This is a genomic window from Microbacterium sp. STRO-2N (assembly GCF_057747775.1).
In genome coordinates this window covers 1,206,400-1,227,957 of sequence record NZ_CM173223.1, presented here as the reverse complement: position 1 = coordinate 1,227,957, position 21,558 = coordinate 1,206,400, and the positions used below count along the sequence as shown (strand labels likewise).

Here is a 21,558-nt window from a genome sequence, read left to right as displayed (position 1 = left end):
GCTACGAAAACCGGCGAGGATGCCGTCACCCCCGGAAGCAGGTACTCGTGGGCGCGCAGCTGTCAGTGTCGAACGCGATCGCGGATGCCGATGCCCACGTGCTCGATCGCGCCGTCGCCGACCTCGTGCGGCGGACGAGGTTCCCCGTGGCGTTCGGAGGACTCTCTCGCGACGACGCCATCCACGTCACCTCCATCCACGGCGCACGCACTCGCAGTCTCGAGGGCCTCGTGGTGAAGGCGCCCCGGGGCCTCGGTGGCCGCGCGTTCGTTGAGAAGCGCCCCCGCCTGGCGTTGGACTACCGCTCCGCGCGCGGCATCACGCACGACTACGACCGCGCGGTGCTCGGCGAGGGCATCGCCACCCTCTTCGCCGTGCCGGTGATCGTCGGCGACCGCGCGCGCGGCGTCATCTACTGCGGGTCCTGGGCCGGTGTGCCGGTCGGCGATGTCGTGGCACGGTCGGCGTTCGCCGTGGCTGACGAGCTCGCGCGCGAGCTCCAGGTGCGCGAAGAGGTGCAGCGCAGGCTCTCGTTCGCTCCGCCGAGCGGGGTCGGGTCGGGCATGCCGGCGTCCGCACTCGAGGAACTGCGGCAGACGCACGCCGAGCTGCGGAGCATCGCGGCGGTGGTCGACGATCCGCAGCTGCGGGCCCGCCTCGGTCGCCTGGAACGACGCCTCGCCGCGATCTCGCACGACGCCCGCGAGCCGGCGCTCGAGCTCGACGTCAAGCTCTCGCCGCGCGAGGTGGACGTGCTCGCGTGCGCGGCCCTCGGGGCGACGAACGCCGAGATCGCCGCGACGCTGGAACTGCGCGAGGGCACCGTCAAGTCCTACCTCCAGTCGGCGATGGCGAAGCTGGACGCGTCGACGAGGCATGCGGCGGTCGTCACAGCACGACGGGCCGGGCTGCTGCCCTAATTCGACTTCTCTTGCATTCGATATTCCCGCGCACATCCCGTGATGAATCGACTGCACAATAGTCGCGCTCGGTGATTGCGCGTATTGTGCCTTTCATGGCTCGCAGAATCGTGCATCAGCTCGTCGACGACATCGACGGGACCCTTTTGGAAGTCGGAGAAGGCGAGACCGTCCTCTTCTCGATCGATGGCGTCGCCTATGAGATCGACCTCACCGCCGAGAATGCCGCCGCGCTCCGCGGGGCGCTGGAGCGGTACACCAAGGCCGCGCGCCCGGTGTCGTCGTCCCGCGTGAGCACGGGAGTGTCGTCCAACGGGGGCCGCAGGCGCCGCCGCACAGGTCAGCAGGACTACAGCAGCGTGCGCGAATGGGCGAAGCAGAACGGCTACAAGGTGTCGGAGCGGGGCCGGGTCCCGGCATCCGTCCTCGAAGCGTACGAGGCGGCGCACTGACATACGCCGCCCCGTAGCATTTACGCGCGGTTCGGGGTTTTCACGTCGGTGGCGAGATACATGAGGATCTCGTCGACTTTCTCTTTCGCGTCGCCGAACAGCATCTGGGTGTTCTCGCGATAGAACAGCGGATTCTGCACGCCCGCATATCCGGACGCCATCGAGCGCTTGAACACGATGACATTCCGCGCCTCCCACACGCGCAGCACCGGCATTCCCGCGATGGGGCTTCCCGGGTCTTCGGCCGCCGCCGGATTGACGGTGTCGTTCGCGCCGATGACGAGCACGACGTCGACCTGCGAGAGGTCGTCGTTGACCTCGTCCATCTCGAGCACGATGTCGTACGGCACCTTGGCCTCGGCCAGCAGGACGTTCATGTGCCCGGGCAGGCGGCCGGCGACGGGATGGATGCCGAACCGCACGTCGACTCCGCGTTCCCGCAGCTTCGTGACGAGGTCGGCGACTCCGTGCTGCGCCTGGGCGACGGCCATGCCGTATCCCGGTGTGATCACGACGGAGCTCGCGCCGGTGAGCATGTCGGCGGCGCTCTCGGCGTCGATCTCGCGGTGCTCGCCATGCTCCTCGTCGTCGCCGCGCGGCGCCTCGATTCCGAAGCCTCCGGCGATGACCGACAGGAACGACCGGTTCATCGCCTTGCACATGATGTAGCTCAGGTACGCACCGGACGAGCCGACCAGCGCCCCCGTGACGATGAGCAGGTCGTTGTTGAGCAGGAAGCCGGCCGCCGCGGCGGCCCAGCCGGAGTAGCTGTTGAGCATCGAGACGACCACGGGCATGTCGCCGCCGCCGATCGAGGCGACGAGGTGCCAGCCGAGCGCGAGGGCGAGCGCGGTCACCAGCACCAGCAGCCACAGCTCGGGTGTGATGACGTACCAGACGGTGAGCGCGACGAACGCCACGAGCGCGCCGACGTTGAGCACGTTCTTGCCCGGCAGCATGAGCGGCCTCGACGACATCCGCGCAGAGAGTTTCAGGAACGCCACGATCGATCCGGTGAAGGTGACACCGCCGATGAACACGCCGATGAAGACCTCGGCGTGATGGATGTCGGCGAGGACGCCCTCCAGCCCGGTGTCGTAGAGAGCGCCGTTCCAGCCGACCAGCACCGCGGCCAGGCCCACGAAGGAGTGCAGCAGGGCGATGAGCTCCGGCATCCCCGTCATCTCGACGATGCGCGCGCGCCACAGCCCGATCGCGCCGCCTACGACCACCGCGATGACGAGAAGGCTGAGCCCGACGACGGCCGACGGCTCGCCCCACGCGGCCGCCGCGGTGAGCCAGATCGTCGCGACGAGCGCGATCGCCATGCCGACGATGCCGAACGTCACGCCGCGACGGCTGGTCTCGTGCTTGCTCAGTCCCGCGAGGCTGAGGATGAACAGCAGCGCGGCGACGATGTAGGCGGCCCCCGCGACCGCCCCGGCGACGGCGATCATCGGGTCTCACCCTTCTGGAACATCGCGAGCATGCGGCGCGTCACGGCGAAGCCGCCGAAGATGTTGATGCTCGCCACGAGCACGGCGATCGCGGCCAGGATCTGGACCGTCAGATCGGGCACCGTGATCTGCACCATCGCCCCGACGACGATGATGCCCGAGATCGCGTTCGTGACGCTCATGAGCGGCGTGTGCAGCGCGTGGGCGACGTGCCCGATCACGTAGAAGCCGACGACGATCGCGAGAGTCAGCACGAGGAAGTGCTGTGGAAGGGGTGGCGGAGCGAACGCGCAGATCGCGAACAGCGTCGCGATGCCGGCCACGATCAGTCCCACGCGGGCGGCGGACGACGTCGGCTTCTTCGGGGCGGCAGCGGGCGCGGCGAGCGACTTCGCCGCGGCCGTGGGCGCCGCCGAGACCTGCACGGGCGGCGGCGGCCACATCACCTCGCCGTCTCGGACGACGGTGACCGTGCGCTGCACGACGTCGTCGAAGTCGAGCGCGACGGTGCCGTCCTTGGCGGGAGTGAGGAGCTTCAGCAGGTTGACGAGGTTCGTGGCGAACAGCTGCGACGCCTGCTGCGGCAGGCGCCCGGGCAGGTCGGTGTACCCGAGGATCACGACGCCGCCCGCGGTCACGACCCGCTCCCCCGCGACCGAGCCTTCGACGTTCCCGCCCTGTGCCGCGGCCATGTCGACGATGACGCTGCCCGGCTTCATGCTCGCGACGTCCGCAGCCGTGATGAGTCGCGGGGCCTGGCGCCCCGGGATGAGCGCCGTCGTGATGATGATGTCGACGTCGGCCGCCTGCTCCGAGTAGATCTCGGCCGCGCGCCGGTCGTACGCCTCGCTCGTCGCCTTCGCGTACCCGTCGGCCGAGACCTCTTTCGCCTCGTCGGGCACGACGACCTCGAGATACTGGCCGCCGATCGACGCGACCTGGTCCGCCACCTCCGGGCGGGGGTCGGTGGCGCGCACGATCGCGCCGAGGCTCGAGGCCGCGCCGATCGCGGCGAGACCCGCGACACCGGCGCCGGCGACCAGCACCTTCGCCGGCGGCACTTTGCCCGCCGCCGTCACCTGGCCCGTGAAGAACCGCCCGAACTCGTGCGCCGCCTCCACCACCGCGCGGTACCCGGCGATGTTCGCCATCGAGCTGAGCACGTCCATCGACTGCGCCCGCGAGATGCGGGGCACCGCGTCGAGGGCGATCGCCGTGATGCCACGCGTGGCGAGGGCTTGAACAAGGTCGGGGCGGAGCGCGGGGCTCAGCATCGCGATGACCGTCGCGCCGTCGGCGAGCCGGTCGATCTCGGCCCGGGTCGGGGCGTTCACCTTGAGGATGACCGGCGAAGCCCACGCCTCCGCGGAGGCCACGACGGTCGCGCCGGCGGCCGCGTACGCGTCATCCGGGAAGGACGACGCCTGCCCCGCACCGGATTCGACGACGACGTCATAGCCGAGCGCGACGAGCTTGGGAACGGTGGTCGGAGTCGCGGCGACCCGGTTCTCTCCGGGGCCTTCGGCGACGATGCCAATGCGTGTCATGCGGTCCTCTGGATCTTCTGTCGATCTCTGCAGCGACGAACCGCGAGCGCCTCCCTCGGTGCTCGCGACGACGCCTCCACCCTCTCAGACGTGCTTACCGCACGACCCCGTATTGCGCTCGGACACGGCAGAAGAACCGCAGAAGTTTCCCGATCCGCAGGACGGGCGGGCACGGCATCCGTCGCCGTCGAGGCTGAGATCCTCGAAGCGCAACGTGAGAATCCTCTCCGAATGACCGGCTGGCCTTGCGTCTGGCCGTCGTTCTCGGAATCGTGGCCGGTCCGGAACAGCCAAGGAAAGGAAGCAGCATGCTCACGCTGACCCAGACCGCCGCCGAGGCCGTCAAGCAGATCGTCGCCCGCGTCCCGCAGGCCGAGGACGGAGGAGTGCGCATCCGCGACACCGGCGGAGAGACCGGCTTCGAGCTGAGCGTCGCGCCCGACCCCGCTCCCCACGACACGATCGTCGTGACCGACGGCGCTCGCGTGTTCCTCGACGAAGGGGCGGCGGTCGCGCTCGAGGACCGCGTCCTCGATGCCGAGCTCTCGCAGGACGGCTCGGTCCGCTTCGCGCTCGCGGCCCAGGGCTGACGCACGTCGCGAACCCCGGGCGCGAACCCCGGCACTCTCGAGCAGCCTCGTGCTTCGGCGCGGGGCTGCTCGTCCGTGCGGCCTACTCGCCGACGGGCTCGCGGGGCGGATTGAACATGAACTCGATGCGGATGCCGTCGGCGTTCTCGACGAACGAGGCGTAATACCGCTCGTTGAATCGCGGGTACAGCTTCGGGTCGCGGACTGCCGTCCAGCCGGCCTCGAGCGCGACGTCGTGCAACCGGTCGACCTGGGCGCGGGAGTCGACGGCGAACGCGAGGTGCTGCCACCCCACCCGCCCGTGCACGTGCGGACCCGAGCCGTCCTCTCGCGCCGGGAAGAGGATCAGCTCGGTCTCATCGTCGGTGTGCCACGAGACGGAGCCGTCCGCGTCGTAACGTGTGAATCCCAGCGCTCGCATCACCGGATCGAATTGACGGATGCCGCGGGCGAGGTCGTCGACGGTGATGCCGAGGTGATCGAAGACAGGCATGCGGGACAGTCTTCCGGACACCGACGACATCGTCGCGGACGGTGTCAGTTGATGATCTCGCCGCGCTCGTCGGCGCGGAGTGCGGCGAGCCGATCGCGCCAGGTCTGCAGCGCCTCCGCGCTCAGCCGCGGCCAGTCCGCGACTTCGCCGACGATCCGCAGCGGCTCGGTGCTGCGATAGGACCGCGTCGGATTGCCCGGGAACTTCTTGTCGGTCACGTTCGGGTCGTCCTCGTAGGGTCCGGTCGGTTCGACGAGATACACGCGTGGGGCGTGTTCGCCGGGTGCGAGCTCCGCCGCGAGCCCAGCGCCGTCGACGAGGGCGGTGAAGTAGATGTGGTTCATGACCACCTCGGGGCGGTAGTTCGACCGGAACCCCGCGCGGAGCAGGTCGCCGACCTGCAGGTCGGCTTTCGTCCCGTGGAAGAAGGGGCCCGAGTCCAGCGGCTCACTCACGGCGACAGCCTACGGTGACACCATCCGGTCCGGCTCGGCGATCCTCGCCTGCAGAGAGTAGGTGAACGTTCCGCGGTAGCCGTAGATCTCGCCCACGAGCGGCGCCATCATCCGGACATCGACGTGCTGTGCGGCCTCGCGGCCTGACAACGCCCGCTCGCGGATGAGCAATCTCACCACCGCGGGCAGTGGCACCCGCAGACCGGCGATGCGCAGCGCGAGCCGCCGAGACTGCATGATCACCTGACCGCCGACGACGAAGACGTCGAGCTCGACCTCGACTCGGCCGCGCACGCCCACTCGATCGACGAGCCTGCCCTCGACGACGCGCATCGTGTCGGTCATCTCGCGAGTCGCGGTCGCAAAGCGGAACGTTCGCACCGCACGGAGCGACCCGTCGGATGCGGGCGTGTTCCGGACCGTGAACGGAACGATCGCGCCGTACTCCGCGAACGCCACGTGCCAGCGCCCCAGCAACGCGAACAGGGGGCGCAGCAGCCGAGTCCGCAGACCCGCGTGTTCGAACACGCCGGCGCCGAAGCCGTCGAGACCTTCAGGAACCGCGCCGAAGTACGCGCGCAATCGTGGGTCGAGTTCGGCGAAGCGATCACCGAGTACCCGTTCATAGACCGACCTGCCCGCAGGGATGGCGGTCGGGGCATCCGATCGTTTTCTGAACATGTTCAGAAGTGTAGTACCGTCAAGGCATGAATGAGGGTCGACGGCCGGTTGCAGTGATCGCGGGTCCGAGCGGATTCATCGGCACGGCGGTCGCTGAAGCGTTCACCGCCGACGGCTACGCGCTTCGACTCGTCGGCCGGAACGCCGCGATCCGGTGGGACGATGCCGAGGCGCTGCGCCGCGCCGTGGACGGCGCCGACATCGTGCTCAACTTCGCCGGCAAGTCGGTGAACTGTCGATACACCGACCGCAATCGCGACGAGATCCTCGCCTCGCGGGTGCGCACGACGCGGGCACTCCGGGAGGCGATCGCGGCAGCCGACGAGCCGCCCCGGGTATGGCTGAACTCATCGACGGCGACGATCTACCGGCATTCGACGGACCACGAGAACACCGAGTCCACGGGCGAGATCGGCACGGGATTCTCCGTGGATGTCGCGACCGCGTGGGAGGAGGAGCTCTTCGCCGGGGTCCTCCCCCGCACCCGGCGCGTCGCGTTGCGCACAGCCATCGTCCTCGGCGACGGACCGGCGACGCGGATGCTGCTCGGCATCGCCCGCTGCGGCCTGGGTGGCACGCAGTTCGATGGCTGGTGCCCTCCGCATCGCCGCTATCGCGGCATCGGGCCACACCCGACCGGCCCCGACCGCGCACCTTGGTACCGCACCCACGGTCGGCAGAGATTCAGCTGGGTGCACATCGACGACGTCGTGGCGGCGATCCGCTTCATCCGGGACGATCACGGGCTGTCGGGTCCGATCAACGTCGTGGCGCCCGCCGTCACCGACAACCGCACGCTCATGCGCACCCTCCGCCGCATCGTCGGCATGCCGGTGGGGATTCCGACGATGCGGTGGATGCTGGAGATCGGCATGTGGGCGCTGCGGACCGAATCCGAGCTCATCCTCAAGAGCCGCTGGGTCTCTCCCGAGACGCTGACGCGCGCGGGGTTCACCTTCGCGCACACCGACCTCGAGGCCTCGCTGTCGGAGGCATGGAACCGCACCGAAGTCCGCGGACGCGCCGCTCTTCGTACCGTGTGATCTATCGTCTCACTTGCATTATCCATCGTAAAACGATAGATTTCGCTTGTTCTACGAGAAGGAGTGACCGATGGGGAAAGCAACGATTCTGGCGTTGCGCGTGGTGATCGCGTTGGCGTTGGCGGGGTCGCTCGTGGTGCAGACATTCATCGTGCCGGCGATCTGGGCCGACCTGGCGGGCGAAGTGCCGTGGGCTCGCATCACCTTCGTCACCCTGATCGTGCTCGGAGTCGTGACGATGCAGGTGTTCGCCGTCTGCGTCTGGCAGCTGCTCACGAAGGTGCGGAAGGGCTCGGTGTTCTCCGAATCGTCCTTCCGGTACGTCGACATCATCATCTGGACCATTGCGGCGGCCGCCGTCCTCACGTTCGCGATGGCCGTGCTGCTCGCGCCCGGTTCGGTCGCACCGGGCATCGTCGGTTTGATCTGCGGCGCATCGCTCGTGCTGGGCGGAATGGCACTGCTGGTCGTCGTGATGAAGAACCTGCTGCGGCAGGCGATCGAACGCGAAGCCGAGGCCAGTGCACTGCGCACCGAGCTGAATGAGATGGTCTGAATGCCGATCGTCGTCGACGTCGACGTGATGCTCGCGCGCCGCAAGATGGCCGTGGGCACCCTCGCCGAGCGAATCGGCATCACGCCCGCGAACCTGGCCGCCCTCAAGAACGGCCGCGCCAGGGGCGTGCGGTTCGCGACGCTCGATGCGCTCTGTGAGGTGCTCGAGTGCCAGCCAGGCGACCTGCTCCGCTGGGAGCCGGCACCCTCCACCGAAGAGGGGGACGCGGTCCGCGCAGCCGAGCTGTCCGGATGACGGATCGCTCCGCGGAGCACGAGCGCGGAGACGACCGCCCGTCACAACTCGGTGACATTCGGTTTGATTCACTCGGCGGACTGATTTGCTGGATGCCATGGCCGCTCCAAGACCCGCCGTCGCCACCCTGTGGTGGAGCGCAATCGCAGCGCTCGGCGTCAGCGTGCTGTTCGCACCGATCATCACCTATGGGTGGTGCGCCGACGGTGTCGAGGGCGGCACTTCGACCTGCGGCTCGTCACAGCACTCCGTCGTCGGAATCCCCTCGAGCATCTGGATGTGGATCGGATCGATGGTCGTCGTCATGATCGTCACCGGAGTGTTGGTCATTCGTGGCCGGCGGCACGATCAGCCGTAGGGCTACTGTCTGTGGAGCGATCGCGCGCCGAGGCCTTCATGTCCTCACCCCTGCTGGACCCAGCTCGGCTCACCCAGGGTCGTCGCTGAACATGCAGTCCAGACCACGCGTGTTGCCGCGTCTGGAACGATGAGCGCATGCCGTTCAAGATCCGCACTCCAGTGGCGGGCGACGCCACCGCGCTCGCCGACGTCCATGTGTCGACCTGGCAGGAGGCATACGCACACCTGCTTCCCCACGACTATTTCTCCGACGAGTACATCGCGGGTCGCCGTCGAATGTGGGAGCAGGTGCTGAGCAACCCACGGGATGATGTGACCGTCCGAATCGCGGAACGTGACCACTCGATCATCGGATTCGTGTGGGTCGGTCCCTCCGTCGGAACAGCAGGTGAGAAGCCACCCCGATCGCGTCAGTTATATGCGATCTACGTGCGAGAGGCCTACTACGGAGCGGGCGTCGGCCAGGCGCTGCTCGAGGACGCCCTCGGTGACGAGCCCGCGATGTTGTGGGTCGCAATGCAGAATCCACGGGCCATCGCGTTCTACGAACGCAACGGGTTTCGCGTCGACGGTGTCGAGCAGATCGATCCGTACGCGCCGAAGATCACCGATGCTCGAATGGTCCGCTGACGGCACACGCGCCGGTCTTCCAACGCGCGCGATCAACGACTGCCGTCATGCAGACGGACGAGCAGACTATGTAGATGAAGCGGTGCAGATGAGGGCTTGGCTGGCAGTCGGAGTGACCCTGTTCGGCGTGATCGTGGGTGCTGGCGCGGTTGCGATCCACAACCACGGCGTCATCGCTGACGAGACGGGAATCAGCGGCTGAAACCCAGCCGTGTGGCTGGTCCTGCTGGCCGGTTCCGCGGTCTTCTTGATAGGCATGCTGCAGCTCGCACAAGATGATGCCCCTGGAGGGACTCGAACACGTTTTGAGCATTTTGCATAGCGACGCGAAACGACAACTTCCGCGGAATTACGCGGATTTTCGAGAGTCGAGCGGCATCGGACGACGTCCGAAAACAACCAGCAGCGAATAGGATGCGGGCAAAATGCGGGCAAAAATCGCCCGCCGTGAGGCATGATTCCGGGCCACGCGGCGAACGGCCGTTTGAGAACCTGCTCCGAGCACTATCCCGCCTCACGCATTTTGGGCACTTTGCTGGATGCATCGGTGTTCATTTAGCAACATGTTCAACCAGCTCGCGGCGGCGCGTTGACGGCATGTCGCGAACAGACGGCGTCCCCACCGCGTCTCTCATCGGCCCATCGAAGGCCCTCCGGGCTGGGAAGGCCCGTGGTGGGGCGCCGTGGGGTCGTAGGACCCGCCCGGGTTGTAGGGGTTGACAGCCGGCGCGCGCCGCGGCTCCTGGATGCGGACTTCGGGCGCCAGACCCGAGTCGCGCGCGCGACTCATGAGGCGGGTCGCGGTGCTCTGGCTGATCTGGAGAGTGTCGGCGACGAGCTTCAGTGGCGGATAGCTGATCGCTGTCGCGACGCGATACACGGAGATCGCGGCGTGGAGGGACTCCATGGGCCCGCGCTCCCCCTGCGCCCGCACGCGACTGAGAAACTCGCGCACCGGTACACGGTCGAGCTCGTCGCCATCCTCAGTGCCGACGTCGACGGTGACGACATCGAGAGCTGACCTCGTCATGATCCAGTGCGTTCGCACTTCGCGGAGCATCTGGCTGGTGATGTCGACGCCCTCGGCTTCGCGCTCGAGGGCAGCGAAGACGACGGCGGTGCGTCCGAGCGTGCTGTCCCACTCCACGCGGACGGTGATGGTGCCGGGCACGTCCTGCTCGCCGGACACGCGCGCGTGCCACGACTTCGGCAGTGTCACCCCACTGCCGAGATCGATGCGTTCGTCGCTGAAGTCATACGCCTCGACGTCTGCCATGAAGCCCACTATTCCAGGTCATCGAGGATTCGCGAAGAAGACTGTCGATCTTGGCTCACGCATGTGGTACGTTGCGACGAATGGAGAGTGACACTGCTGGCTCACGGAAGGACACGACAATGAACCGGTCACAAGATTCTCTGGCACTGACGATGAAGGATGCCGCGAAGCTCGTCGGCGTCGACTACCGCACGATCAAGCTCGGCATCGAGAGCGGAACTATCCCCACGGTCCAACTCGGCCCGCGCCGCATGATCCCCCGCGTGCCGCTGCTACGCGCCTTCGGCGTCGACGCCTGATAGCCGTGCTGCCCAACGCCTAAGCGGCCGACCGGCACGGCGTCATCCGCTTGCGGGCATCGCGCGCAGAGGTGTGACTCGGGGCGGAATGTCGAGCGTCCGCTCGGGGCACCGCGCTTCCAGCGATCCACTTCGCCGAGGCGGCACGACTGAGTTCGCTTAGTGCTCGCGCTGCCAGCGGCGCGCGGCCCGGCCACGCAGACGATGGCGGCGTGCGAGTTCATCCTCGTAGGCGGCGAGCCACACGACGGCGCGCTCACGTCTGACATGACCCTTCGCCGCGTCCCATACCGCCGGCGACAGCGCCAGAAGCAATACGCCGACGAGCGCAACTATCAGGATTAGCCTGGCCCACCATGACGAGGCGAGCGCTGGATCAGGCTGCACCGTGATGAGTGGCGCTGCCATGACGACGAAGATTGCCAGGACCAAGCTCGCGATACTGAGCTGCGTCGCGACGCTGTCGTCGGCACTCTGGGCACGCAGCTTCGCCAGAACGTTGACTTGAGTGGATCGCCCTGCGAGGGCAAAGTCGTTCAGTCGATCTGTTGTGACGTCCACGTCGTTGTGAATGTGCGGTTCGGCCCTTCTGCGTGCCATAGTTCGTCCTCTGCCGATGGTCCCGGAGAGAGCACGCTATCGGTCGGTGCCGACATCGCTCGCAGTGTTATCTCCGCCTCGAAGGATCGGCCGAGCACATACGACTCCGAGCGCCCTGGCGCCGAACCGGGCTTGCACTGCTCGACTGCCTACGCTGCGTAGCGGAGCTGCCCCTCCCATCGTTCGAAGGCGATCGGTCCGATGGCGTTGCGCGCCTCGACGACGTGTCCGGTCAGGATCGCTCTAGCGGCCACGCTCAGCGCGTGAGCGAATCTGTCAACATCTCCGAGACCCATGGTGAGGACGGGGCCACGACGCCACTGCATCGGTCCTCAGACAGGCGGCAGCGCGCGCGTCTCTCCGTCAGGTGATGGTAGATATGCGGTGTTCTCGCAGGTCGTTGCGAGAACACCGCCGCTGCTACTTCTTGCGCTGAGACAGCGCGCTGGCAGCTATGCTCTTCGTCCGGCTCGATGATCGACCGTCGCTAAGGGCCTTCGAGGCCTTCGACGCGACCGCCTTGCTCGTGACGCGATTCTGCGACTTGGCCATGCGGCATACTCCTTTCCCACCCACGTGCGGTACGGTCAGGAGTCCACTGACCAAGTGACTCCGTGCCCTCTCGAACGACCTCGAGGGGGCACGACCGGTAATGGGAACTTGCAACCCGTGGATGCGAGCGGCAAGGTTCAGGCCGGCGGCCTGTACGTGTTCGAGGAGGCGATGCATTAGTCGTCGTCCTCGGGATCAAGACAGCGCAAGCGATGCGTAGGAGCCTTCGAAGAGTTTGACAGGACCGTCGGCGGCGGTGAGTTGCAAGCAGAACAGACGCCAGTAGAGCTGCCAAAGCTGATCGTGCGGTGCGAGGTAGGTGACGAACAGGCCGAGCTTGGCGGCCGTCTCGTGGGAGATCATCTGGCCGTGGGAGTGCCACTTCTTGGTATCGCTGAGCTCGTTGGCGATCCGGGTTGCCTCTCCCTCGTCTTTCACCATGGCGGTGCCGAGCAACGCCTCCGCGATCGAACGGGATCGGGCCGTTATCCGCTCGAGCTTGCGAACGGTTGCCGGCTCCATCTTGGACAGCATGAGTCGCGCGACCGGGTCATCGGGATCGTTCTTCAGATTTGTGGCGTGCAGGTTGAAGGCGTCGAGGTAACTCTGAGCCGAGAGTGTCTGCAGATGGCCGTTGTCGTTGGGCATCCTGACCTGGGGGTCGATCACACCCAATTCGGATGAGTCGGACATGACTATGGCGTCAGCGCCGAGCGCCATGAGGGTGGCGGCGCTCTTTGCGTAGTCCGGAACGATGACACGGACCCGCGCAGTACCCGCACGTTTGCGGATCAGAGCGATGAGCTTCTCCGCTGCATCGATGCTTCCTCCCGGCGAGTGCAGCAGGAGGTCGATCGCTGAGCCCGGGACCACGTTGTGGAGAAGGTCGACCATCGCGATGACATCGTGGCGGTCGATCTCCGACGTAGGGGCCACGTAGCAGATGAGAGTGGTATCAGTGAGCTGCTCGATCTGCTTGACCAGCGACTGCCGGATGTAGCGCGCTGCGTTCATCGCCTCGTAGAGAGGAGTCTTCGAGGGGGTCCTGGGTCCAGGGGTAGGGGCGGGAGCGACCACGGGAGTGGGGACGTGTGTGAGCGAGGTTCCCTCGGAGGGGGCATTCTGCTGAGCGCCTTCGGTGGGAGTCATACGCGGTTCCTTCTTTCGACCCATCGGATGCGGCCGTCGCGCACGATGTAGTGGCAGTGCCCGGCGGTACTGTGTTCGTCAACGCTGGGGATCAGAGTGATCGGGTACTCGTTGGTGATGCGCCATCGAGGGTAGTGGCTGCCGTCGAGGTTCAGCATGACCCGGTGGCCGTATCCGCACGGGCAGTCGAACACCAGCCATTTCTGATGTGCTTTCGTTCCGACGATCACGGCATGGCGTGCCGGGATGCGGTCGGGGATGTCGGCGGCGGACGCGGTGCGAAGATCTGCCTTCCACCTCCGCCAGTAGCGGACCCGTTTTAGGACGCCCAATTCAACCCCAGAAACATGTCGCGATCCGTCCCGACTCGTGCGGTGGACGGGTCGCAGTAGTGACGTGGGCGGATTCCTGCGACGTTGGCCCGTACCGAGCGGTCGTGGATGTAGAGGATGACCTCGGTCGGGCTCGGGGTCTCGCCGTATCCGACGAGACGCTCGAGGCACTCGCTGACCGCGGTTGCTGCGACCAGCGTCGTGAACGCGACGACGGCCGGTTCCACGCCGGGAAGGGCGGGCGCGTATCCCTCCTTCTCCAGCCGCTGTTGCTCGTCGACCGCGCGCATTTCGGCGTCGGCGAGGCGCAGGTCGATTCGATCTCGGCAGGTGAGACAGGCCGCACCAGGATAGAGCGTGGTGACGCGCCCGAAGATCCCCGAGATAATGCGGTCGACGTCCGCGTGGATCTGGATGCCGCAGTCGACGAGGGGTGTGAGGTAGTAGTAGGGGAGCCGGGACAGACGCAGCCGCCCGGCGTTGTCGTCGGTGCACCCGAACACGACATCGGCACGGGGCAGGGCGCGAGCGACGTACTCGGTGGTGACGGTGCCTTGGATCCGTTCGACATGGACGCCGTCGGCGATGCGCTGAAGGTGGTCGCCGAGGACGTCGACCTTCGCACGTCCGAGATCCGCTGGGGTCGATCCGTAGACGCGGGTGGTATTGGAGGAGGACAGGGTGTCCGGGTCGATCAGGATGAAGGACCTGACGCCGAGCCGACAGAGTTGCTCGGCGGCGGCGGAGCCCGTGCCGCCGGCCCCGACGACGGCGACCGTGATGTGGCCGATCGCGGTCTGGATACCGTCACCGAAGGCGCGGATGTTCCGGTCGAAGAGGTCCGGTGCGCCCGGACCGATGGTGTCGTAGCTGCTGCGGAACAGCCACCGGCCTCCGATCGCGGAGAGTAGTTCGATGGGTCCGCTGACTGGCCCGGTGAGCGCGCCGGTGAAGGTGAGCGCCCCGTCAGCATGACTGACGATCAGGTACCCGTACTGATTTGTCTCGGTGCGGTCTCCGAAGAGTCCCTCGAGCTCGTGGTTGACCAGCCGGTCGTGTCGGCTCGGGCAGGGGATGGCGTGGTTTCCGGGGTGCGAGTGCACCCAGATCGCCACGGCGCCTTCTGCGCGCGCCGTCTTGAGAGCGTGCACGTATCCGTCGGACGTGATCCGCAGGGACTGGTCGGTGCGGACCTCGTACGCGTCTTCCGGTACGTCGATGAGGTCCGCGCCGAGCAGGACGGCACCGGTGCTCCCGGTGGGGACGAGGTGGGCGATTAGGACAGCGCCGGTCTCGACCGGCCCTGTCGCCATCGCCAGCAGCCGGTCGTGGAGTGTCTGGGTGAGCCGGAGAGTGATGTTCATGCGGCGGCACTGCTCAGTTCGTTGCGGAGCAGGCGCACGTAGCTTTCCAGCCCGTCGATCCCCGATCGCCACGCGGCGGGGTCAAGATGGCGTGACCAGCGCTGCCAGCTGCGCTGATCGATCGTCTCGATGACCTCGGTCGCGGGGATCCGCCCACCGCCGACCGGGGTCAGGTGCGGGATGATCCACCACATGTCCGGCGGGGTGTCAGGGTAGCTGGGCGACAAGCGGAACAGCACGCTGGCGCGATGCGCGTTGAGCCCGGTCGGGAGGGGGAAGTCGAGGAGCTCGACGTTGAGCATCCCGCCTTCCTCGAACACGCGGTGCGGGATGCCCGCGCGTTCGAGGAAGGCGACGTCCGGTTCGGGCAGCTTCACGACTGCGCACCCGGGTTGATGCGGCCCGGGGCGGTGAAGAACCGCATCCCGTCCTTGAGGCGGACGATGTCCTCGTCCTGCACCTTGACGTCGCGCTTGTCCGGCACGTCCCGCCACAGGTCGCGGTCCGCGGCGACGTCCGGGCTGGGAAGCGCACGCAGCTCAGCGCCTGTCATCTTCCGCTGGAACACCTCGTAATCGACGCGGTCGATGCGGATCGTGATCCCGTCGATCTCGGTGAAGAACCGCATCCCGTCGGCGAGGTCGATGCTCCCCTCGTTGTCGAGGATCTCGTCCTGGGCATCGTTGATGTCGAGCCAGATGTCACGGCCCGCAGGCACCGGCGGCTCGGGAAGCTGACGGAGCGTCGCGACCGGCGTGACGCCGGGCTTGACCTTGTAGGGCTGCTTGTCGATGTGGATAGTGATCTTCGCTGCGCGAGATTCAGGGGTCGTGCTCAAGGTGTCCTCCTCGGACGCTCGGGAACTGCGGAGATACCACGGTATCACATAACCACGGTGGCTTGCACTCTACCCTACGTGGTGGCAAGATAGAGGAATGTCGGAACAGAAAGCTATGACCATCCGCCTCTCGGTCGAGCAGGCCGAGCAACTCGAGACTGTCGCCAGCGTCGAGAACCGACCCATCTCGGACGTGATCCGAGCTGCAATCTCCAGCCATATCGAGACAGTGAGCAAGACCGACGAGTTTCAGGAGGGCCTACGGGAACGAATCCAGCGCGCCCGAGGCCTGCTTCGCTGAATATCGCGAACAACGAAAGACGCCGGCGTCGCGCTGGGTCTCTGAAGAGCTGAGAACGGAACAGTCCTGAAGCGTTTCAAGAGGTGAGGCCTCGCCGTGGGACGGCGTGGCCTCGTCCATCGGGTTCCGAGGTGTTCCGCATCGCGTCCGATTGCGTGTAGGCCCGAATCGCCGTGCTTTAAGTACGTGAGGTCCGCTGTGCGGCGCCGCGGTGGGGAATCGGGTCGTCAGTTTTCCGTTCCCTGCGCGCTGTCGATACAGTTCGTTTGTCTGATGTCGACGAGGGGAAACGATGCCCGACACAATGCCGAACGACTCGACTGCACCTGCTGAAGAGCTGGTACCGGAGATCAACGCGACGGATGCGACAGGTGCCGACGTGCCGCAGGACCAAGACCCCGTCGTTGTGGAGCTCGGCGAGGAAGCTGAAGAATCCGCCGGTCGGCTCTCTGACGATGGAGAAGCGTTGGGTGAACGCGACGACGCTGATGTCGACGCCGACGTCCGGGCGGCGACCCCAGCAGACTGGGACATCCTGATCCTGCTGCAGATGGGCTCTGGCCCTGGCGGTTCACTCATGCGTCCGCTCGTGCAGGACGTCATCCAACGACTAGGCGGTCTTGAGGCACGGAGGCAGCCCGGTTCGCGAATCGACGTGTGGTTAGATTCACCTGGAGGCGACGCTCACGCCGCATACAAGCTGGGCCTCTACCTCAGGTCGCGATTCGAGATCGTCAACTTTGTCGTCGTCGACTATGCGAAAAGCGCGGCGACGCTCCTCGCACTTGCCGGCGACAACATCTTCATGGCGCCGGCCGCAGAACTCGGACCGCTCGACACCCAGGAGAGTCGCGAGGGTGAAGTTCGGATGCGCTCAAATCTCGACACTGCGAACACGATCGACAACGTGTACTGGCAGGTGGTTACCAACGCGGTCCTGGCCGGCAGCGAAATACTGCGGTCGACTGCTCTGACACGAGAGCAGACCATTCAGCACGTCCTCGATTTCTCAGCGCAGTTCGCTCGCCCGCTGCTCGAGCAGATTGACCTGGTCTCTGTGAACGCAGCGAGCACGAGCCTTGACGTCGCGATTGAGTATGGCGCCCGTCTTCTCTCCTATCGTCACGAGCGAAACGGTTTCGCATCTGCACGGGCGCGAGTATCCCAGCTCGTGCGCGGGTACCCGACGCACGGTTACGTGATCGATCGTGACGAGGCGCGCGATGGCCTCGATCTGCCCGTGCGGAATATTGAGGAGTATGAGCTGTTACCGCAGCTCGAAGCGTTCTATGCTGGCGCTCAGAATGCATCGATTAACATCGTGCAACTGACGAGTGCAGCTGAAGTCTCGAGCGGAGAGGACGACGGCGATGATGCTGAACAAGGAACTGAGGGCGATGGAAGCGCGGCGTGACTCGCACTCGGTGCGATCCGCGTCCGTGATCGAATCCCGCCAGGCATCGGGTCACGCCGCTCGAGATCGAGCCCTGGCGAGGACTGCCGCACGTCAGACAAACGCTGTAGATCAGTGGCGTCGCGCCGTGCGCGAGGGGCGCTGACTCGCTACAGCAGCACATCGGTGGTCGGATACCGACGCGTTCAACGAAGCGAGCAACCGAGGCGCGAAGCCGCTCGTGAGGCCGCGGAAGGGCTGGACTCGGCAATCAGTCCTCTTCGCGGGCCTCGAGTCTCTGGTTCGTGCGATCGTGTCCGTCGTATTCCGTTCATCTGCGAGACCGCTTCGCTTGGTGTGTCGGTCTCTCGTCAGTGGCGCCGCAGTGGCCGCGCTGGTCGGCGGCATTCGGCAGCGAGCAAGATTGAGATCCGCTCAACGGAGAATTGGCGCTCGCAGCCCGGTCGTCTACCGCGCTGATATGAGGCGATGAACCGTGATCCGGCCCGATGAATCGCATCGACCAGCGACCTCGCCCGAATAGCCGACCCGAAAGCCTTCCCGCTGAGCGCCCCACGTGTCGAACGCCGCTACATCCCGATCCGGCGTCCTGAACTTGCCGACCCGCCCAGCGGCGCGGTAGCCATCGCCGCCTCCCGGCTCCTTGCCGCACGCCGCATCTCCGCCTGGGCCGCGCGCACAGCATCCTGCATCGTCAACTCCGGAGTGCCGCGCTGCATCGACTCGGCGAGACACTCGCGGGCCGCGGCATCCGTACGCGCGACAACGATCGCGACGTTGCTCAGCCGCCCTCGCGTGAGGCCCACGTAGAGTCCCGCGGCATCGACATCGGGCCCGACCACCGACGCGTCGGCGGTGTCGCCCTGCGCGCCGTGCACGGTAGAGGCGTACGCGAGCTGCAGGTGCTCGCGCGCGTACTCGGTGGACACACGCGCCACCTCGCCGCTGTCGCTCACGGAGACGAGAGACAGGTACTCGTCGCGGATCCCCCGCACGATCCACTGCGCGCGATTCTCGACCCCCGTGAGCCGATCGTTGCGCCGGGTCTGGACGGTGTCGCCGACAAGGATGCGCTGCTGCCCGATTCCCCACGCAGCGACGCTGATGTCGAGCTCGCCCTGATCGACTCGCCGCTGCTGGATCGCGTCGTTGATCGCATCCGCCTCAGCGTTGGTACCGGAAACCAACGTGACCCGCTTGCCGCGCGCGTGCCACTCGAAGTACGCGTCGATCATCCGCCCACGCGCCGCTTCGTGATGATCGACCCGAGCGACGTGACCGCGTTCGGCAAGCTCGCCCGCAACCACCAGCGCGCGCTCGCGATCACCCGCATCCCGAAGCCGCAGAGTGAGCGCCGCGTAGTCGGGATCGCGGAACCGGTGCACCGTCTCGAGCTCGACCGCAGCGTTCGCGTGCCGGATCGCAGAACCCATCGCTCCCGCGTGTCCGACCGGCAACGCCTGATGCGTGTCACCCACGAACGCCAGCCCGACGCCCTGCTCGATCGCGAGCTCCACGAGGACGTTCGCCGTCTGCAGGTCGACCATGCCGGCTTCGTCGACGACGATCCGATCGCGAGAACGCAACACATGCTGGGTTGGTCCGCCGTATACAGCGCCCGTGCTGGGATCGACTTCTCCCGCTCGAAGCCTGGTCCACACCTTGGCGCCGGCCTCGTTGGTGCCCCATCGGTAGCCATGGTCCGAAAGCAGGGCATGAATACTGGATGCCGCGGCCTCGACCTCGCGAGACGCCACCGATGCCGCCTTTCGCGTAGGAGCAACGACGAGCATCCGTCGGTGTTGCGACGTGAGCGCCGCGAACGCAGCGCGCAGCATCGTCGTCTTGCCCGCGCCGGCGGGGCCGGTCACCGTCACGAGCCCGTCCGTACCAGCGATGGCGCACGCGGCAACGCGTTGCGACGCATCCAGTGCCGACAGATCCTCGTTCGGTGCGAGCTGGTGGAGCTCCCCCGGCAGCAGGGAGCGCCCCGCTTGGGCGAGCACGTCCAAGCGGCCGGCGAGACACACCTTGGCGCGCACGGTCTCGGTCGCCATGAACGCCTTGACGTGAGCCGGGGGCTCGGCAACGAGCCGATAGACGGAACGCGTGGCACGCTCCGTGATGTCGTCGATCACGCCATCGAGCCGGTCGCGCTCCGCCACGACGCCCGCGCGCGAGAGTGCGCGTATTGCGCCGGCGCGGATATCGAAAATGCTGAACCTCCCGCCGCATGATGTGGACCGTTCGTCCGCGTCGACGACCGCCTGTGCAGCGAGCAGATCCAGGTCGACGGCGTGCGGGTCTACCGCAGCAACGGGAATGGGTGCGCGCGGGGTGGTGAAACGCGGATCGATCGCTGCGATCTCGTCGCGGACCCGCGCCTCCCAAGACGCCTCATCGAGATCGGCTGGCTTGTTCGGACGCGACACCGCCCACGCGCGTCGATCGATCTGCTGCAGCACCTCCACGCTCGGCGCAGATCCGCCGTGCGCTGCCGACCACTCCGCGATCAGGCGCGCGCGGTTGGCTTCGATTTGCGCCGACCGGCGCGAGACGGGTCGGACGGCGCCAGCGAGCTCGGCGATCTCCCCATTGAGGTCGAGCGTGTATCCGTGCCGGGCGATCGCGGCGATCCAGGCCGGATCGGTGCGGGCAGCAAGCTCGCCCTCGGCGTTGACCACAGTGTGCAGCTTCATCGCGACGCGCGAATCGAGGTTTGACCACTTGCCGTCCGCACCGAGCACCTTGATGTTGAGCCACAGGTGCCGGTGGATGTGCGGGTCGAGCGCGCGCGAGCGCCGGTGCTGCAACTCGACGACCTCGATGCGGGCGATCTCCTCGCGGATGAGCCCTCCGTGCCCGCGGCGTGCGTTGAGCTCGGTTTGCCAGATGAGCAGGATGCGGTCCCGCAACCGGTCTTGAAGGGCTTCGAACTCGGCTGCGAGTTCGGGATGGAGCAGTGCGGCGATGCTGTACGACTTCGGGTGGTTGAGCGTGCCGTCGAGCAGCAGGTCAGCGTCGGGGCTCAGCCGCTGGTGGCCGCGCTCCTCCCCCGTGACCGGGTCGTGCCCGGCGAGCCAAACGCGAAGGCCGCCGGCCGTAAGTTGGTCAGTCGTGATGACGCCGTTGTCGACGATGAACCGAGAGACGGTTGAATCGGATGCTGCGCCATACGCCTCGAGCGCTTCGGCGCCCGTCGGGTAGGGCACGTGGGCGTCGCACGTGCCCTCGAGCGCGTACGAGATCGCCTGCCGGACCCCGCGGGACTCGACGCCTCTCTTCCATCGCTCCAAGCCTCCGCGCATGGCGCCAGCGTAGGCTGAGTTTTCACGGGTATCCAGGGATTTTTCTGCGTTGCAGGTAGCTGTAGCAATGCGGTTTCAAACGGCGTCGTCCACCGTGGGTGCCTGCGTGCAGTGGCTCGTCTGCGAACCGTGCAGCTGCTTCCGAACCCCCTCGTCGTGGTGAGCGAAGTCGCCTGGGCTACTCGCTCGACGCAAGGTTCTCGAGCCCGCTGAGCTGCTTGACCTCGCCGGGGACTGCGCGCATGGCGACGACTGCTCCAAGCTTCGCGTCGATCGGATCGGGACTGCTTCACGGATCGCGATCATCGTGCGCCGCGAATGGTCGACCCACGCTGGCATCCGGCATCATCCGGACGAATATGACCACGCTGAGCCCCCGGTGCCCGCGGGGCGGGTAGGTCCCGAGACGCCACGCCCGCGCGGCGGCCCGGGCCGCCGGCCTCGCACTGGTCAATTGATGCGAGCGTACTGATGGATGACACGACCGCCAACACGCGGGGTCGTCGGCGAGCGTTCCCCTTGGGAGAACAGGTGCTCGCGAGCGCCTACGCAGATTCATCCCACAGTGCGACGGCTCGTGCGCGATCGCAAGGTCAGACGGGCCGAGGGGCGATACGCGAGTGACGAGTAAGCTGGCGGGCAACAGAAGTCAGCGCCGGAGTTGGGTGGGCCACCGTCGCGGTGGG

Annotated in this window: 25 protein-coding genes; 12 read left to right on the top strand and 13 right to left on the bottom strand. The window is 66.7% G+C overall.

Going from position 1 to position 21,558, the window contains the following annotated elements; genetic code table 11:
* Positions 1–47: 47 nt before the first annotated feature.
* Together AC3ANN_RS05605 and AC3ANN_RS05600 are read left to right on the top strand one after the other, a co-directional pair.
* Positions 48–920 carry a LuxR C-terminal-related transcriptional regulator gene (locus AC3ANN_RS05605; protein WP_488340005.1) on the top strand — a complete coding sequence of 291 codons (873 nt, stop codon included), beginning with the start codon at positions 48–50 and terminating at the stop codon, positions 918–920.
* Between the two features lie 95 nt (positions 921–1,015).
* Positions 1,016–1,372: a histone-like nucleoid-structuring protein Lsr2 gene (locus tag AC3ANN_RS05600; protein WP_488340004.1), complete on the top strand. Its 357-nt coding sequence runs from the start codon at positions 1,016–1,018 to the stop codon at positions 1,370–1,372.
* 20 nt (positions 1,373–1,392) lie between these two features.
* Here AC3ANN_RS05600 and pntB read toward each other — a convergent pair whose 3' ends face one another.
* Complete coding sequence (gene pntB, locus AC3ANN_RS05595) at positions 1,393–2,829, bottom strand: Re/Si-specific NAD(P)(+) transhydrogenase subunit beta (RefSeq protein ID WP_488340003.1); 1,437 nt, start codon at positions 2,827–2,829, stop codon at positions 1,393–1,395.
* Entirely contained in the window at positions 2,826–4,376 is a 1,551-nt protein-coding gene (locus tag AC3ANN_RS05590; protein ID WP_488340002.1) for a Re/Si-specific NAD(P)(+) transhydrogenase subunit alpha, read from the bottom strand. Before AC3ANN_RS05590 ends, pntB begins: the two co-directional genes overlap by 4 nt.
* A 308-nt stretch (positions 4,377–4,684) precedes the next feature.
* Between AC3ANN_RS05590 and AC3ANN_RS05585 the strand changes: the two genes are divergently transcribed.
* A complete protein-coding gene (locus AC3ANN_RS05585; RefSeq protein ID WP_127820181.1) occupies positions 4,685–4,966 on the top strand; it encodes a Fe-S cluster assembly protein HesB in 282 nt (93 codons plus the stop codon).
* 82 nt (positions 4,967–5,048) lie between these two features.
* Here AC3ANN_RS05585 and AC3ANN_RS05580 read toward each other — a convergent pair whose 3' ends face one another.
* From AC3ANN_RS05580 to AC3ANN_RS05570, 3 genes are read right to left on the bottom strand one after another with little or no spacing between them, the layout of a single operon-like run.
* Positions 5,049–5,459 carry a VOC family protein gene (locus tag AC3ANN_RS05580; protein WP_488340001.1) on the bottom strand — a complete coding sequence of 137 codons (411 nt, stop codon included), beginning with the start codon at positions 5,457–5,459 and terminating at the stop codon, positions 5,049–5,051.
* Positions 5,460–5,503: 44 nt separating this feature from the next.
* Positions 5,504–5,914 carry an NAD(+)--rifampin ADP-ribosyltransferase gene (gene arr, locus AC3ANN_RS05575; protein ID WP_488340000.1) on the bottom strand — a complete coding sequence of 137 codons (411 nt, stop codon included), beginning with the start codon at positions 5,912–5,914 and terminating at the stop codon, positions 5,504–5,506.
* A 9-nt stretch (positions 5,915–5,923) separates the two neighbouring features.
* Entirely contained in the window at positions 5,924–6,595 is a 672-nt protein-coding gene (locus AC3ANN_RS05570; RefSeq protein WP_488339999.1) for a DUF4166 domain-containing protein, read from the bottom strand.
* Between the two features lie 26 nt (positions 6,596–6,621).
* On the opposite strand from AC3ANN_RS05570, the gene AC3ANN_RS05565 reads away from it, so the two are divergent.
* The 6 genes from AC3ANN_RS05565 to AC3ANN_RS05540 all read left to right on the top strand — a co-directional run bounded on the left by AC3ANN_RS05565 (position 6,622) and on the right by AC3ANN_RS05540 (position 9,641).
* Entirely contained in the window at positions 6,622–7,638 is a 1,017-nt protein-coding gene (locus tag AC3ANN_RS05565) for an epimerase (RefSeq protein WP_488339998.1), read from the top strand.
* Positions 7,639–7,708: 70 nt separating this feature from the next.
* Positions 7,709–8,194: a DUF2975 domain-containing protein gene (locus AC3ANN_RS05560; protein ID WP_488339997.1), complete on the top strand. Its 486-nt coding sequence runs from the start codon at positions 7,709–7,711 to the stop codon at positions 8,192–8,194.
* Positions 8,195–8,449 carry a helix-turn-helix domain-containing protein gene (locus AC3ANN_RS05555; protein ID WP_488339996.1) on the top strand — a complete coding sequence of 85 codons (255 nt, stop codon included), beginning with the start codon at positions 8,195–8,197 and terminating at the stop codon, positions 8,447–8,449.
* 97 nt (positions 8,450–8,546) lie between these two features.
* Positions 8,547–8,807: a hypothetical protein gene (locus tag AC3ANN_RS05550; protein ID WP_488339995.1), complete on the top strand. Its 261-nt coding sequence runs from the start codon at positions 8,547–8,549 to the stop codon at positions 8,805–8,807.
* Positions 8,808–8,944: 137 nt separating this feature from the next.
* Positions 8,945–9,439, top strand: coding sequence for a GNAT family N-acetyltransferase (locus AC3ANN_RS05545; protein WP_488339994.1), 495 nt, complete (start codon positions 8,945–8,947; stop codon positions 9,437–9,439).
* Positions 9,420–9,641 (top strand): hypothetical protein, encoded by a 222-nt coding sequence (locus AC3ANN_RS05540; RefSeq protein ID WP_488339993.1) that lies wholly within the window; start codon positions 9,420–9,422, stop codon positions 9,639–9,641. The genes AC3ANN_RS05545 and AC3ANN_RS05540 overlap by 20 nt, the downstream gene beginning before the upstream one ends.
* Positions 9,642–10,070: 429 nt before the next feature.
* Here the strand turns inward: AC3ANN_RS05540 and AC3ANN_RS05535 are convergent, their stop codons facing one another.
* Complete coding sequence (locus tag AC3ANN_RS05535; RefSeq protein ID WP_488339992.1) at positions 10,071–10,715, bottom strand: hypothetical protein; 645 nt, start codon at positions 10,713–10,715, stop codon at positions 10,071–10,073.
* A gap of 119 nt (positions 10,716–10,834) precedes the next feature.
* On the opposite strand from AC3ANN_RS05535, the gene AC3ANN_RS05530 reads away from it, so the two are divergent.
* Positions 10,835–11,014: a helix-turn-helix domain-containing protein gene (locus AC3ANN_RS05530; protein ID WP_308870012.1), complete on the top strand. Its 180-nt coding sequence runs from the start codon at positions 10,835–10,837 to the stop codon at positions 11,012–11,014.
* A 159-nt stretch (positions 11,015–11,173) separates the two neighbouring features.
* Here the strand turns inward: AC3ANN_RS05530 and AC3ANN_RS05525 are convergent, their stop codons facing one another.
* The 6 genes from AC3ANN_RS05525 to AC3ANN_RS05500 all read right to left on the bottom strand — a co-directional run bounded on the left by AC3ANN_RS05525 (position 11,174) and on the right by AC3ANN_RS05500 (position 15,849).
* Positions 11,174–11,614, bottom strand: coding sequence for a hypothetical protein (locus AC3ANN_RS05525; RefSeq protein ID WP_488339991.1), 441 nt, complete (start codon positions 11,612–11,614; stop codon positions 11,174–11,176).
* 747 nt (positions 11,615–12,361) lie between these two features.
* On the bottom strand, positions 12,362–13,180 hold the full coding sequence (locus tag AC3ANN_RS05520; protein ID WP_488339990.1) for an SDH family Clp fold serine proteinase: 819 nt from the start codon (positions 13,178–13,180) through the stop codon (positions 12,362–12,364).
* A gap of 131 nt (positions 13,181–13,311) precedes the next feature.
* Entirely contained in the window at positions 13,312–13,647 is a 336-nt protein-coding gene (locus tag AC3ANN_RS05515) for a ubiquitination-like system serine protease family protein (protein WP_488339989.1), read from the bottom strand.
* Positions 13,635–15,011 (bottom strand): ThiF family adenylyltransferase, encoded by a 1,377-nt coding sequence (locus tag AC3ANN_RS05510; protein WP_488339988.1) that lies wholly within the window; start codon positions 15,009–15,011, stop codon positions 13,635–13,637. The genes AC3ANN_RS05515 and AC3ANN_RS05510 overlap by 13 nt, the downstream gene beginning before the upstream one ends.
* Positions 15,008–15,388: an E2/UBC family protein gene (locus AC3ANN_RS05505; protein ID WP_488339987.1), complete on the bottom strand. Its 381-nt coding sequence runs from the start codon at positions 15,386–15,388 to the stop codon at positions 15,008–15,010. Before AC3ANN_RS05505 ends, AC3ANN_RS05510 begins: the two co-directional genes overlap by 4 nt.
* Positions 15,385–15,849, bottom strand: a complete 465-nt coding sequence (locus tag AC3ANN_RS05500) for a multiubiquitin domain-containing protein (protein ID WP_488339986.1) — start codon at positions 15,847–15,849, stop codon at positions 15,385–15,387. The genes AC3ANN_RS05505 and AC3ANN_RS05500 overlap by 4 nt, the downstream gene beginning before the upstream one ends.
* Positions 15,850–15,964: 115 nt before the next feature.
* Here AC3ANN_RS05500 and AC3ANN_RS05495 point away from each other — a divergent pair, with 115 nt between their 5' ends.
* On the top strand, positions 15,965–16,150 hold the full coding sequence (locus tag AC3ANN_RS05495) for a hypothetical protein (RefSeq protein WP_488339985.1): 186 nt from the start codon (positions 15,965–15,967) through the stop codon (positions 16,148–16,150).
* Positions 16,151–16,442: 292 nt separating this feature from the next.
* Positions 16,443–17,564 (top strand): SDH family Clp fold serine proteinase, encoded by a 1,122-nt coding sequence (locus tag AC3ANN_RS05490; RefSeq protein ID WP_488339984.1) that lies wholly within the window; start codon positions 16,443–16,445, stop codon positions 17,562–17,564.
* Positions 17,565–18,133: 569 nt separating this feature from the next.
* On the opposite strand, the gene AC3ANN_RS05485 is transcribed toward AC3ANN_RS05490, so the two are convergent.
* Positions 18,134–20,872, bottom strand: coding sequence for an AAA family ATPase (locus AC3ANN_RS05485; RefSeq protein WP_488339983.1), 2,739 nt, complete (start codon positions 20,870–20,872; stop codon positions 18,134–18,136).
* Positions 20,873–21,558 lie beyond the last annotated feature (686 nt).

Excerpts from the sequence above, each read along its gene's own strand:
- AC3ANN_RS05520 (WP_488339990.1), bottom strand. The coding sequence starts at position 13,180 with ATGAACGCAGCGCGCTACATCCGGCAGTCGCTGGTCAAGCAGATCGAG.
- AC3ANN_RS05580 (WP_488340001.1), bottom strand. The coding sequence starts at position 5,459 with ATGCCTGTCTTCGATCACCTCGGCATCACCGTCGACGACCTCGCCCGC.
- AC3ANN_RS05535 (WP_488339992.1), bottom strand. The coding sequence starts at position 10,715 with ATGGCAGACGTCGAGGCGTATGACTTCAGCGACGAACGCATCGATCTC.
- AC3ANN_RS05485 (WP_488339983.1), bottom strand. The coding sequence starts at position 20,872 with ATGCGCGGAGGCTTGGAGCGATGGAAGAGAGGCGTCGAGTCCCGCGGG.
- AC3ANN_RS05540 (WP_488339993.1), top strand. The coding sequence starts at position 9,420 with ATGCTCGAATGGTCCGCTGACGGCACACGCGCCGGTCTTCCAACGCGC.
- AC3ANN_RS05510 (WP_488339988.1), bottom strand. The coding sequence starts at position 15,011 with ATGAACATCACTCTCCGGCTCACCCAGACACTCCACGACCGGCTGCTG.
- AC3ANN_RS05525 (WP_488339991.1), bottom strand. The coding sequence starts at position 11,614 with ATGGCACGCAGAAGGGCCGAACCGCACATTCACAACGACGTGGACGTC.
- AC3ANN_RS05545 (WP_488339994.1), top strand. The coding sequence starts at position 8,945 with ATGCCGTTCAAGATCCGCACTCCAGTGGCGGGCGACGCCACCGCGCTC.
- AC3ANN_RS05555 (WP_488339996.1), top strand. The coding sequence starts at position 8,195 with ATGCCGATCGTCGTCGACGTCGACGTGATGCTCGCGCGCCGCAAGATG.
- AC3ANN_RS05565 (WP_488339998.1), top strand. The coding sequence starts at position 6,622 with ATGAATGAGGGTCGACGGCCGGTTGCAGTGATCGCGGGTCCGAGCGGA.
- AC3ANN_RS05560 (WP_488339997.1), top strand. The coding sequence starts at position 7,709 with ATGGGGAAAGCAACGATTCTGGCGTTGCGCGTGGTGATCGCGTTGGCG.
- AC3ANN_RS05590 (WP_488340002.1), bottom strand. The coding sequence starts at position 4,376 with ATGACACGCATTGGCATCGTCGCCGAAGGCCCCGGAGAGAACCGGGTC.
- AC3ANN_RS05490 (WP_488339984.1), top strand. The coding sequence starts at position 16,443 with ATGCCCGACACAATGCCGAACGACTCGACTGCACCTGCTGAAGAGCTG.
- AC3ANN_RS05530 (WP_308870012.1), top strand. The coding sequence starts at position 10,835 with ATGAACCGGTCACAAGATTCTCTGGCACTGACGATGAAGGATGCCGCG.
- AC3ANN_RS05570 (WP_488339999.1), bottom strand. The coding sequence starts at position 6,595 with ATGTTCAGAAAACGATCGGATGCCCCGACCGCCATCCCTGCGGGCAGG.
- AC3ANN_RS05600 (WP_488340004.1), top strand. The coding sequence starts at position 1,016 with ATGGCTCGCAGAATCGTGCATCAGCTCGTCGACGACATCGACGGGACC.
- AC3ANN_RS05495 (WP_488339985.1), top strand. The coding sequence starts at position 15,965 with ATGACCATCCGCCTCTCGGTCGAGCAGGCCGAGCAACTCGAGACTGTC.
- AC3ANN_RS05585 (WP_127820181.1), top strand. The coding sequence starts at position 4,685 with ATGCTCACGCTGACCCAGACCGCCGCCGAGGCCGTCAAGCAGATCGTC.
- AC3ANN_RS05550 (WP_488339995.1), top strand. The coding sequence starts at position 8,547 with ATGGCCGCTCCAAGACCCGCCGTCGCCACCCTGTGGTGGAGCGCAATC.
- pntB (WP_488340003.1), bottom strand. The coding sequence starts at position 2,829 with ATGATCGCCGTCGCCGGGGCGGTCGCGGGGGCCGCCTACATCGTCGCC.